This window comes from Paraburkholderia gardini, assembly GCF_907164545.1.
GTDB lineage: Bacteria > Pseudomonadota > Gammaproteobacteria > Burkholderiales > Burkholderiaceae > Paraburkholderia > Paraburkholderia gardini.
Map to the genome: position 1 here is coordinate 269,206 of NZ_CAJQZB010000002.1, position 11,450 is coordinate 280,655.

An 11,450-nucleotide genomic window follows, 5' to 3' on the forward strand; every position below is an offset into this window, starting at 1 on the left:
CGGTTCGTCATGCGAACCGGCCTTTGAAAAACGAAAGCGTGGGCGGTACGTAGCCGGTGGCGTCGGCATTGAAGTTGATGTCGCCACTACATCGGCCCGCGCGTTGGGGCCTACGACTGCACGTCGCCGAACTCGCCGCGTTTGCCGGCTTCGACCAGCGCGGGCAGTTCGTCCATGTGTTCCATGATCCGGGTGATGCCCATGTGGCGCAGTACGTCCGCGTAACCGTCGGGGATGTGGCTCGCGCCGACGAACGCGATCGTCTTCATTCCCGCTGCGCGCGCCGCATTCAGTCCCGCAACGCTGTCCTCGACGACGATACAGCGCGCCGGCTCCACGTTGAGTTGCCGCGCGGCGAGCAGGTAGACGTCGGGGTACGGCTTCGGCCGTGCGACCTGCTCGGCGCTGAAGATGCGTCCAGCGAAAATCTCCGTCAGCCCCGCACGTTTCACCGAAGCGAGCACGCGCGACATCCGGCTGTTCGACACGACCGCCGCCGGCAGTGTCACGCGTTGCAACGCATCGCGCACGCCGCTGATCGCGCTCAGCGAAGAAGCCAGCGCACGCTCGACGTTCTGTTCGACGGTGTGCAGAAAATCCGCCGGTAGCGTGATGTTCTGGCTCGCTTCGAGGTTTTCGAGGAAGCGCGAGGTCTGCTGGCCGAACGCAGTCTTCACGGTGGCTTCGAAGTCGATGCCGGGGAAGGTGGACGTCAGCGTATCGAGCATGACGTGATCGGCGATGACTTCGCTATCGACGAGAACGCCGTCGCAATCACAGATGAGGTGGTCGAGCATGTGTGAAACGGGCGCCGATATCAGGTTGGCGGGCCGGCCGGCCTGGTGACGCACTGGCCGGCGTGGATCGAAAACGTCATCATACGTGGTTGTCGCGCGCGAACGCTCGCAACCGCCATGCCGCGTGGGCTTTCGGCCTGCAAGGCGAAGAACAGCCCGCTCAATGCGCCGGTGAATCGGCCCACGCCGTCGCGGCACGCACAGCGCGATGCCAGCCTTCCATGCAGGCTGTCACATCGGCAGGCTGCATCGCGGGTGAAAAGCGACGGTCGAGTTTCCACTGGCTCTGCAGTTCACCGACGTCTTTCCAGTACCCGACCGCCAGCCCCGCGAGATACGCCGCGCCGAGCGCGGTGGTTTCGCTGACCTTCGGACGCACCGCGTCCACGCCCAGAATATCGGCCTGGAACTGCATCAGCAGATTGTTCGCGCACGCGCCGCCGTCAACGCGGAGTTCGCCGACGCGAATGCCCGAATCCGCTTCCATCGCGCGCAGCACGTCGACCGATTGATAGGCGATCGCATCGAGCGCGGCGCGCGCGATATGCGCCGACGTCGTGCCGCGCGTCACGCCGAACAGCGTGCCGCGTGCGCGCGCATTCCAGTGCGGCGCGCCGAGCCCTGCGAACGCCGGCACGAGATAGACGCCGTCGCAATGCGGCACGCTGCGCGCGAGCGGCTCGATTTCCGACGCGCTCTTGATGATGCCGAGCCCGTCGCGCAGCCATTGCACGACCGCACCCGCGATAAAGATGCTGCCTTCGAGCGCATAGTTGATCTGGTCGCCGACTTGCCAGGCGATGGTCGTGACGAGATTGTTCTTCGATTCGATCGGCTTGTCGCCGGTGTTCATCACGAGAAAGCAGCCGGTGCCATAGGTGTTCTTCACCATGCCCGACTGCGTGCACATCTGGCCGAACAGCGCGGCATGCTGGTCGCCGGCGATGCCCGCAAGCGGTATCTTCGAAGCGAACACCGTGGTTTTCGTCGGCCCGTAAATCTCGGACGAAGAACGCACCTCCGGCAACATGCTGCGCGGAATATCGAGCGCGTCGAGCAGTTCGTCGTCCCACTGCAGCGTGTGGATGTTGAAGAGCATCGTGCGCGATGCGTTGGTCACGTCGGTGACGTGCAGGCCGTGCTGCGTGAAATTCCACACGAGCCAGCTGTCGACCGTGCCGAACGCGAGCTTGCCCTGACGCGCCTTTTCGCGTGCACCTTCGACGTTGTCGAGAATCCAGCGGATCTTGGTGCCGGAGAAATACGAGTCGATCGGCAGACCGGTTTTCGCCCGCACTTTTTCTTCGAAGCCCTGTGCCTTCAACTGGTCGCAGAAATCCGCGGTGCGGCGGTCCTGCCAGACGATTGCGTTGTAGACCGGCTGGCCGGTTTCGCGATCCCAGACGATCGTCGTTTCGCGCTGGTTCGTGATGCCGATCGCGGCAATCGACGTGCCGTTCAGGCCGGCACGCGTGACGGCTTCGGCGGCGACGCCTGCCTGCGTCGACCAGATTTCCCGCGGGTCGTGTTCGACCCAGCCCGGATGCGGATAGAACTGCTGGAACTCCTTCTGCGCAATCGACACGACATTGCCGTCATGGTCGAACAGCATCGCACGCGAGCTGGTCGTGCCCTGATCGAGCGCGAGGATGTACTGGTCCTGCATTGTGTCTTCTCCATGTTTTTCATGACGCGGCGCGTTCGCGGGCTGCCGGTGTACGTCAGCATGCGGCAACGCTCATGTTTCGGGCAGCACGGTGTGTCGCGCACAACGGGCTGGCCGTCATGTGCCTGCTTTGGCGCGGCAGCCATGCCGCACGCACTGCATGCGGCCACGTCGGCTTCACGCGTGCTGCGTGGCGTCTTCTTCGCGCGCGAACCACACGTCGATCTCGCGCGCGACCACGTCGAGCTTGCCTGACCCGATGAGATGCAGGCCGAGCTTGGTGCGTCGCCAGAGCACGTCGTGCGCGCAGCGGGCCCACTCGGTATCGCGAAGATAGCGCAGTTCCGCTTCGTAGAGACCTGGCGCGAACGCGTGGCCGAGATCGGCAAGCGCGCGCGCACGGCCGACGACATACGCCGCGCGCGTGCCATAAGCGCGCGCGTAGCGGTGGGCGAGATCGGCGGGCAGCCACGCGTGCTGCTGCTGAAACTGCACGGCGAAGCGCTCGAAATTCGCGTTCGCGATATCGCCGCCCGGCAGCGTCGCACCGGCCGTCCAGGCCGGCGCCGGCGATTCGAGGGCGCGGGAAAGTTCGTCGACCGCTTCTTCCGCGAGCTTGCGAAACGTCGTGATCTTGCCGCCGAACACCGACAGCAGGGGGGCTTCGCCAGGCGGCGCGTCGAGTTCCAGACGATAGTCGCGTGTGACGGCCGAAGGGTTGTCCGCGCCTTCTTCCTCGAGCAGCGGGCGCACGCCGGAATAGGTCCAGCAGACGTCTGCCGGCGCGATCTTGCGCTTGAAGTAGCGGTTGATCGAGTCGCACAGGTACTGCGTTTCGCCGGCGGTGATCGCCACCTGGGCGGGATCGTCGGGATACTCGATATCGGTCGTGCCGATCAGCGTGTAGTCGTGCTCGTACGGGATCGCGAAGATGATCCGCTTGTCCGGATTCTGGAAGATATACGCGTGATCGTGCGTGAAGAGGCGCCGCGTCACGATATGGCTACCTTTCACGAGGCGCACGCTGTGTGTCGCGCCGCGTCCGAGCGCGCCCTGCAGCAGTTCGCCGACCCACGGGCCCGCCGCGTTCGCGATGGCACCCGCGCGCATGTCGATGGTGCGGCCGTCCGCGCTTTCGAGCCGCGCGTGCCATTCGCCGCCCGCGCGTACCGCGCTGACGAGTTTCGTGCGGGTGAGGACGGTGGCGCCGCGCTCGGCGGCGTCGAGCGCGTTCAGCACGACGAGCCGCGCGTCGTCGACCCAGCCATCCGAATACACGAAACCGCGACGGATCGAGTCGATCAGCGGCTCGCCGGCCGGATGGCGGCGCATGTCGATGCCGCGCGAGCCGGGCAGCAGTTCGCGGCGCGCGAGGTGATCATAGAGAAAGAGGCCGGCCCGGATGAGCCACGCCGGCCGCAGGTCCGGCATGTGCGGCATGACGAAACGCAGCGGCCACATGATGTGCGGCGCTGCGCGCAGCAGCGTTTCACGTTCCTGCAGTGCCTTGCGCACGAGCCCGAATTCGCGATACTCGAGGTAGCGCAAACCGCCGTGAATGAGCTTCGTGCTCGCCGACGAAGTGTGCGCCGCAAGGTCGTCCTGTTCGCACAGCAACACGGAAAGGCCACGTCCGGCGGCATCGCGCGCGATGCCCGCACCATTGATTCCGCCGCCTGCGACGAGCAGATCGTATCTCGCACCTTGCGTCACCGGCTGTGTCCCCTGAATCTCGAAGGAAATTTTGACGAAACCATAATGTTCGTTTTCGAACTTTAATGAACATATTCGAAAAAGTAAAGTTCGATAGTCTGATAGCTGAATGGCCAGGGTGACACGAGGCACGCTCGCGGACGATACTCACGAGATGAGCCAACAAAAGGTGAGAAACATGCGTGGAATCTGGATAGCTGGCGCGACGGCGCTGCTGGCGGGGTGCGTCGGTACACCGAGCCTGAGCGGCACGGTGGGCGCGCCGTCGTTCGCGTCCTTGCAGGAAATGTGTGGCGGGCAGGCGCTCGATTACGGCAAGGACGCGCAGTCAGTGTATTCGATGCTGTTCGATGCGTATATCGGCAGCCATCGTGGGAAAGGATCGAAAGAGGCGTATTGCGCGTTCCAGACGGAACTCGCGCAGCACTACACGACAGAAGGCGCGAGTGGCGACGCGCAGGTCCGAAACCAGTGGGTGGCGTACCTCACCACACAGCGCGCGAAGGCGCTCAGCTGGCGGGCGACGGTCGATCCGACCTTGCGCGGCGGCTAGCGCGCGGGCATGCGCGATCGCGCGGCGGGAAGCGCGTGATGATTGCGGTGTGAGCAGGCGTGCGGTTGCCGCACGCCGTGGGCGCGGATGACGGTACTTGATGAGAGTGCCCGGCGCAGCGGTCAGGAGAAGCGCTTGATTGCCCTGAGCGCAGAATCGCCAACTTCGGTGAGACGCCACTGCTGGAGGCCGGACGCAAGCTTTTCGAGCTGAACGAGTTGACGTTCGAGGAGCGCATCGAGTTCGTCGCGTTCCATGTCGGTCTGATTCGGGGAGTCTTTCACGAGCAACAACGTGGCGAATTCATGCGGACTCAGCATTGTTCTCTCCATGTCAATGTTCCCGGACTGCGCGCAAGGCGCCGAAGCAACGCGACACATCTGGCGGTAAGGCAGAGATGCACGCGGTCACGCCGGCGGGCACGGTATGTACGCCGGGGAACTGGAGTGTAGTCAACCGCACGCAGAACGCCAAACCGCCCCCGGAAAATTTTCCCGTTGACAGAAAGGCACGCTAGCGGCGGTCTGGTTTCGCCGCCAGATCCTTGATTTCACTCGAAGTTGTTCGTGCGGTGCAGCAAACTCAGGGCGCATTTTCGGGCACTGCGTACCGGCTATCGCGACAGTCGCGACTATTCGGCGATGTAGACCTGCGTGCCGGCGTTCGTCAGGGTTTCGGTCATGTCGGGTGGCGGCGCGGCATCGGTGAAAAGCGCGTCGATCTGGTCGAGATGCCCTTGCCGGACCAGTGCCGGGCGGCCGAACTTCGAATGGTCAGCGGCGAGAAAAACGATGCGCGCGTGTTCGATGATCGCTTCCGCGACGCGCACTTCCCGGGTGTCGAAATCGCGCAGCGTGCCGTCCGTCTCGATGCTCGATGTGCCGATGATCGCGAAGTCGACCTTGAACTGGCGGATGAAATCGATGGCCAGTTCGCCGACGATCCCTTTGTCCCACGGCCGCACGATGCCACCCGTCACGAGCACCTCGCAGTCGGGGTAGCCGCTCATCATGCTGGCGACGTTCAGGTTGTTGGTGATCACACGCAGTCCGCGATGGCGGTTGAGCGCACGCGCCACCTCTTCGGTCGTCGTGCCGAGGTTGATAAAGAGGGACGCCTGATCGGGAATGTGAGTGGCCACCAACGTGGCGATGCGACGCTTTTCGTCGTGGAACATCCGTTGCCGCGCGGTGTACGAGACGTTCTCGGAGCTGGTCGGCAGGCTGGCGCCGCCGTGATAGCGTCGCAGGAGATTCATGTCCGCGAGCCAGTTCACGTCGCGCCGGATGGTCTGCGGTGTCACGTCGAAGTGAGCCGCCAGGTCGTCTACGGTCACGAACCCGTCGCGCTGGACCCATTCGAGCAGTTCCTGCTGGCGTGCGTTCAGGGTCAGGCGTGGGTCTCGGGTCATGGCGAAAGGATCGATTGCCGTTCAGCGACGCGGGCCGCATGGTGCGCCTCTGATGGGCAGGTATTGGAGTCGACGTATTGTAAGACCTTCAGGCAACTTGTCAGCAACGTTGCCGGCAAGCACGATCGCCAGCCGCGATTCAGATGTTTAGCGCATTTATTCAGTCAATAAATGAATTTGTTTTTTGTGCCCGAACACGATGCAATTTCGGGTTTCCGTTTCCAGCGGTTCGACGTCGTGCGTTATGTCGGGCCGCGTATTTCAGAGAGTGTTCGACATGACCCGCTTCAACTGGCAAAACCCTTACCCGACACCGCGCCTGCCGGTCTTCGCCCGCAACATCGTCTCGACTTCGCATCCGCTTGCGGCCCAGGCCGGCCTGCGCATGCTGTGGAAGGGCGGCAATGCGGTGGACGCGGCGATCGCGGCGGCGGCGGCCATCACGGTGGTCGAGCCGGTGTCGTGCGGGCTGGGTGGCGACGCATTCGCGCTCGTGTGGGACGGCAGGAAGCTGCACGGTCTGAACGCGTCGGGCGTGGCGCCAGCGGCGTGGAGTGTCGACTATTTCAGGCAGAAGTACGGTGAGGAAAACGGCCTCGCGAGGCAGCCGAAGCGCGGCTGGGACGCGGTCACCGTGCCGGGCGTGATTGCCGGCTGGGAAGCGTTGCACAAGAAATTCGGCTCGCTGCCGTTTGCCGACCTGATGGAACCCGCAATCGAGATCGCCGAACGCGGCCATGCGGTGGCGAGCGTCGTGGCGCACAAATGGGCGGCAGCGGTGCCCGAGTTGAAGGATCAGCCGGGCTTCGCGGAGACGTTCATGCCGCGCGGCCGTGCGCCGGAAGTGAGCGAACTGGTGCGCTTTCCCGGTCACGCGAAGACACTGCGCAAGCTGGCTCAGCTTGGGCCGCGTGCGTACTACGAAGGCGAAATCGCCGAACAGATCGCCGGCTTCGCCCGCCAGGGTGGCGCGGCGCTCACGCTCGACGATCTGCGCGACTATCGCGCCGACTGGGTCGAACCGATCGCCAAAGATTACCGCGGCTATACCGTGCATGAAATTCCGCCGAACGGCCAGGGTATCGCCGCGCTGATCGCGCTCGGCATCCTGGAACATTTCGACATCAGATCGCTGGCGGTCGACAACATCGAGTCGCAGCATCTGCAGATCGAGGCGATGAAACTGGCATTCGCCGACGTTTACCGCTACGTCGCGGATCCGCGCTCGATGGATGTCACGCCCGAACAGATGCTCGACGACGCGTACCTGGCTTCGCGCGCGAAACTGATCGATCCGAAGCGCGCGACGCAGTTCGACTTCGGCATGCCGAAGGCGGGCGGCACGATCTATATGTCCGTGGCGGACGAGCGCGGCATGATGGTGAGTTTCATCCAGTCGAACTATATGGGCTTCGGCTCGGGCATCGTCGTGCCGGACAGCGGGATCGCGCTGCAGAACCGCGGCTGCGGCTTCTCGATGGATCCGAAGTCGCCGAACGTCGTCGAGGGCGGCAAGCGGCCGTTCCATACGATCATCCCGGCGTTCCTCACGCAGCAGGTCGACGGCCAGCAGGAAGCGGTCATGAGCTTCGGCGTGATGGGCGGCGACATGCAACCGCAAGGCCATCTGCAATCCATCGTGCGGATGCTCGACTATGGCCAGCAGCCGCAGGCCGCCTGCGATGCGCCGCGCTGGAAGGTCAACCGAGACTTCACGATCGACGTCGAATCGACCCTCGACCTGCAAACTGCCAGCGCGCTGGAAGGTCTCGGTCACACGATCAAGTCCGTCGACGATCCGTATATGGATTTCGGCTCGGGCCAGTACATCTGGAAGCTCGACCGCAATGATCCGGAGCGCGGCTATGTGGCGGCGAGCGACAGCCGTCGCGACGGGCTTGCCGCCGGGTTCTAGTACAGGGAACAGGCATGCCCCGGGTGCGACGGCGCGTGAAACGTACCGCCGCCCGGCGTATCCATCTCGCGTTTTTCCGCCGCATGCGATGCAATCCGCGTCGCATCGCGGCCGGCGTGACAGCGATACAGCAATCAAGGCGATAACAGGCCATAACAGGCAAGGCAGGAGACATCATGAGCACCCACGCGTCGCACGCCGCGACCGCTTCCTCACCACAACCCGTCCCGCTTTCGAAAGCGACGGTGCGGCGCATTGTATTTTCGTCGTCCGTCGGCAACGCGCTCGAGTGGTTCGATTTTCTGGTCTACGGTTACTTCGCGACCGTCATCGCGAAACAGTTCTTCCCGACTCACGACGAGTGGCTCTCGACGCTGCTTGCGATCGGCACCTTCGGCATCTCGTTCCTGATGCGGCCGCTCGGCGCCGTCGTGCTTGGCACTTACGGCGACCGCAAAGGCCGCAAGGCGGCGCTGACGCTCGCCATCGCACTGATGATGGTCGGCACGCTCGCGATGGCCGTCATGCCGCCGTATTCTGCGATCGGCATTGCCGCGCCTCTCCTGATTCTCGTCGCGCGGCTCGTGCAGGGCTTCGCGGTGGGCGGGGAGTTCGGCAGCGCGACCGCCTTCATGGTCGAGCACAGTTCGACGCGGCGCGGCTATTACGCGAGCTGGCAGTTCGCAAGCCAGGGGCTGGCCGCGATCACGGCTGCGGCGTTCGGCTCGTTGCTGACGGCCTGGCTGCCGTCCGATCAGCTCAATGCGTGGGGCTGGCGTATTCCGTTCGTGTTCGGTCTGCTGGTCGGGCCGGTCGGCTATTACATCCGCTCGCATCTGGACGAGACGCCCGAGTTCGTCGCGGCCCAGCGTGCGCGCGCAGTGGAAAGCGCCGTGCCGCTCAAGGATCAGGGCGCATCGTTCAGCAGCCAGTGGGTCAATCTGCTGCTTGCGATCGGCATCGTCGCGCAATCGACGGTCGGCGTGTATGTGCTCCAGCTCTACATGCCGCTCTATGCGGTGAAGCAGCTACATATGGCGGCGGCTGCATCGTTTGGCGTGGTCGTGCTGAACGGCGGCCTGCAGTTCCTGCTGTCGCCGGTGATGGGCGCGCTGTCGGATCGCATCGGCCGTATCCGCATCATGCTGACAACGTCGGTGCTGATGGGCGTGCTGATCTATCCGATGTTCGCGCTGCTGCAAATTCATCCGACGATCGGCTGGCTGCTGTTGCTGCAAGCCATGGCCGGTATTTTCAAGGCCGCGTACTCCGGGCCGATGCCGGCGCTGATGTCTGAAATCTTCCCGGTGCGGGTGCGTTCGACAGGTCTTTCAATTGGCTACAGCGTCGGCGTCACGATCTTCGGCGGCTTTGCGCCCACTATCGTCGAGACGTTCATCCATCTGACCGGCGACAAGCTCGCGCCCAGCTATTACGTGTTGCTTGCGGCCGCGCTGTCCGGCATTTCGCTCGTGATCGTCGCGATACGCATGCGGCGCGTGCGTCAGCGCGTCTGATCGCATGCTGCTCGTGTACAAAGGTCGCGCGGATTCCGTGACCGGTCGCTGAGAGCCGGGCTCACTACAGGCGTTCGACGCAAAATAGTGGGCGAAATATCAGACACAGCAAAAAAAGCAGCCGTTCGCGGCTGCTTTTTTTGCGCCCGCTTGACGAATGGTTTCGGCCAGTTGCCAGCGTGGCGCGACTGTCGTTTGACGAATGTCACCCGCGCCGAGCGCTTTCCCTGGTATTGAGCGGAACTGCGGCGATCCGGCACGGTCTGTGCTGTGGTATCTGCACATTTGCGCGACATTGGCTAAGATGCAGTTGAGAAGGGGTTAAACATTTCAAAGCGCTGTATGTTGCAGTGGTGCGTAGCCAGCCGGGCAAGAGACATACGGTCTGGCATGTTCCCGTGTCGCGACAGCTTTTGGGAGCACGAATAATGCGAACAGACTCCATGCATGTGATGCCCTGGCGTATCGAGGACATCGATCTCAGCCGGATCGACCGGCAGAAGGCGGCCGTCAACGAGGATCTGCTGTTGTTGCTGTGCGCGGCGTCGTTCATTGAAAGCGGCACCGATCTCTACACGAGTAACCTCAGCACGTTCTTCAATGGCGACCGGGAAGTATCCGCGTGGCTCAACAACGAATGGGAGCCCGAGGAAATGCAGCACGGGCGCGCGCTCAAGACGTACATCGCGCATGTGTGGCCGGAATTCGACTGGGATACGGCGTTTCATAACTTCTTCGAAGAGTACAAGCTGACCTGTTCGTTCGAAGACTTCGAAAAGACGCGCGCGCTCGAAATGGTTGCGCGGTGCGTCGTCGAAACGGGTACGGCAACGCTGTATCGGGCGATCGGCGAATGCTCGGATGAACCCGTGCTGAAGGAAATCACCGACAACATCCGTATCGATGAAGTGCGCCATTACAAGCATTTTTTCAAATACTTCAAGAAGTACAACAGGATCGAAGGTAACGGCCGGCTGGCGGTGCTGGGTGCGCTGATGCGTCGTGTGATGGAGATCAAGAACGAGGATTCGGAAATCGCGCTGCGTCATGTATTTGCGATCCGTTATCCCGAGCGCGTCAACGATTCGGCCTACAATCGCGACCGCGCGGCGCGCGTCAATTCGCTGGTGCGTCGCAATCTGTCGGCCGATATGTGTGTGAAGATGCTGCTCAAGCCGCTCGATCTACCCGCGAAGATCCAGCCGGGCGTGCACTATCCGCTGGCGAAGATCACGCAGCACGTGTTCTTCCGATAGTTCCGAACAACGCGCGCGGCGCATGCCGCTGCGTGGCAGTGACCGGATGGCCCGCCTGCGCGGGCCATTCTGTTTTGTGTGAACCCACATGGAGCGACTAATGACCGCCTCAACGGATCGCGAGCGATCACTCGAACAGGACGTATTCGATGAATGGCCGCCCACATTGCGAGCGGCGTTCGACGGGACATCTCTGGAGACGAAAATCGGCTTCACCGCATCGCTCATCACCCGCGATGTGAACGGTCATCTGCGTACGTCGCTGCTCGGCGTCGGCGAGTTGTATGCACCGGACTCGCGCACGCTGTGCCTCGCGCTGTGGCCGCATTCGCGCGCTGCCCGTGCGCTCGCTGGAGGCGGCCGCGCGGCACTCACCTTCGTCTTCGACGATGCGTTCTATCAGGTGCAGCTCGATATCGAACCGCTTCCCGAAGCAGGCGGCGATCTGGCGTGCTTCACAGGGTCGATCGATACGGGCGAAGCGCAGCGCGTGCGCTATGCGCGCCTCACCGGCGGCATTACGTTCGATCTGGAAGGGGAGCGCGAGACGGTGCTCGACCGATGGAAGCAACAGATCGAGCACCTGAAAAAAACGGCCGGAGCAAGCCCCGGCCGTTAATTC

At 63.1% G+C, this 11,450-nt stretch carries 10 protein-coding genes; 5 read left to right on the plus strand and 5 right to left on the minus strand.

The window, feature by feature from the left end; translation table 11 throughout:
• Nucleotides 1–110: 110 nt before the first annotated feature.
• The 3 genes from LPA37_RS03115 to glpD form a co-directional block, all read right to left on the minus strand.
• A complete protein-coding gene (locus LPA37_RS03115; RefSeq protein WP_228978830.1) occupies nucleotides 111–797 on the minus strand; it encodes an HAD family hydrolase in 687 nt (228 codons plus the stop codon).
• Between the two features lie 160 nt (nucleotides 798–957).
• Nucleotides 958–2,463, minus strand: coding sequence for a glycerol kinase GlpK (gene glpK, locus LPA37_RS03120; RefSeq protein ID WP_228978828.1), 1,506 nt, complete (start codon nucleotides 2,461–2,463; stop codon nucleotides 958–960).
• A gap of 177 nt (nucleotides 2,464–2,640) precedes the next feature.
• The gene (gene glpD / locus LPA37_RS03125; protein ID WP_229011390.1) at nucleotides 2,641–4,176 is read right to left on the minus strand and encodes a glycerol-3-phosphate dehydrogenase; all 1,536 of its coding nucleotides are present in this window, start codon (nucleotides 4,174–4,176) and stop codon (nucleotides 2,641–2,643) included.
• A 178-nt stretch (nucleotides 4,177–4,354) separates the two neighbouring features.
• On the opposite strand from glpD, the gene LPA37_RS03130 reads away from it, so the two are divergent.
• Nucleotides 4,355–4,729, plus strand: a complete 375-nt coding sequence (locus LPA37_RS03130; protein ID WP_229011392.1) for a hypothetical protein — start codon at nucleotides 4,355–4,357, stop codon at nucleotides 4,727–4,729.
• Nucleotides 4,730–4,851: 122 nt separating this feature from the next.
• Here the strand turns inward: LPA37_RS03130 and LPA37_RS03135 are convergent, their stop codons facing one another.
• Entirely contained in the window at nucleotides 4,852–5,049 is a 198-nt protein-coding gene (locus LPA37_RS03135; RefSeq protein ID WP_176954051.1) for a hypothetical protein, read from the minus strand.
• Between the two features lie 311 nt (nucleotides 5,050–5,360).
• A complete protein-coding gene (locus tag LPA37_RS03140; RefSeq protein ID WP_228978822.1) occupies nucleotides 5,361–6,140 on the minus strand; it encodes a DeoR/GlpR family DNA-binding transcription regulator in 780 nt (259 codons plus the stop codon).
• A 277-nt stretch (nucleotides 6,141–6,417) separates the two neighbouring features.
• Here LPA37_RS03140 and ggt point away from each other — a divergent pair, with 277 nt between their 5' ends.
• The 4 genes from ggt to LPA37_RS03160 all read left to right on the plus strand — a co-directional run bounded on the left by ggt (nucleotide 6,418) and on the right by LPA37_RS03160 (nucleotide 11,447).
• The gene (ggt, locus tag LPA37_RS03145) at nucleotides 6,418–8,055 is read left to right on the plus strand and encodes a gamma-glutamyltransferase (RefSeq protein WP_229011395.1); all 1,638 of its coding nucleotides are present in this window, start codon (nucleotides 6,418–6,420) and stop codon (nucleotides 8,053–8,055) included.
• A 176-nt stretch (nucleotides 8,056–8,231) separates the two neighbouring features.
• On the plus strand, nucleotides 8,232–9,572 hold the full coding sequence (locus tag LPA37_RS03150; protein WP_228978818.1) for an MFS transporter: 1,341 nt from the start codon (nucleotides 8,232–8,234) through the stop codon (nucleotides 9,570–9,572).
• 428 nt (nucleotides 9,573–10,000) lie between these two features.
• Nucleotides 10,001–10,828, plus strand: coding sequence for a ferritin-like domain-containing protein (locus tag LPA37_RS03155; RefSeq protein ID WP_228978816.1), 828 nt, complete (start codon nucleotides 10,001–10,003; stop codon nucleotides 10,826–10,828).
• 100 nt (nucleotides 10,829–10,928) lie between these two features.
• Nucleotides 10,929–11,447, plus strand: coding sequence for a hypothetical protein (locus tag LPA37_RS03160; RefSeq protein WP_228978814.1), 519 nt, complete (start codon nucleotides 10,929–10,931; stop codon nucleotides 11,445–11,447).
• The last annotated feature ends 3 nt before the right edge of the window (nucleotides 11,448–11,450 follow it).

Bases quoted from the DNA above. Each gene is read 5' to 3' on its own strand.
- LPA37_RS03115 (WP_228978830.1), bottom strand. From the start codon at position 797: ATGCTCGACCACCTCATCTGTGATTGCGACGGCGTTCTCGTCGATAGC.
- glpK (WP_228978828.1), bottom strand. From the start codon at position 2,463: ATGCAGGACCAGTACATCCTCGCGCTCGATCAGGGCACGACCAGCTCG.
- LPA37_RS03130 (WP_229011392.1), top strand. From the start codon at position 4,355: ATGCGTGGAATCTGGATAGCTGGCGCGACGGCGCTGCTGGCGGGGTGC.
- LPA37_RS03135 (WP_176954051.1), bottom strand. From the start codon at position 5,049: ATGCTGAGTCCGCATGAATTCGCCACGTTGTTGCTCGTGAAAGACTCC.
- LPA37_RS03140 (WP_228978822.1), bottom strand. From the start codon at position 6,140: ATGACCCGAGACCCACGCCTGACCCTGAACGCACGCCAGCAGGAACTG.
- ggt (WP_229011395.1), top strand. From the start codon at position 6,418: ATGACCCGCTTCAACTGGCAAAACCCTTACCCGACACCGCGCCTGCCG.
- LPA37_RS03150 (WP_228978818.1), top strand. From the start codon at position 8,232: ATGAGCACCCACGCGTCGCACGCCGCGACCGCTTCCTCACCACAACCC.
- LPA37_RS03155 (WP_228978816.1), top strand. From the start codon at position 10,001: ATGCGAACAGACTCCATGCATGTGATGCCCTGGCGTATCGAGGACATC.
- LPA37_RS03160 (WP_228978814.1), top strand. From the start codon at position 10,929: ATGACCGCCTCAACGGATCGCGAGCGATCACTCGAACAGGACGTATTC.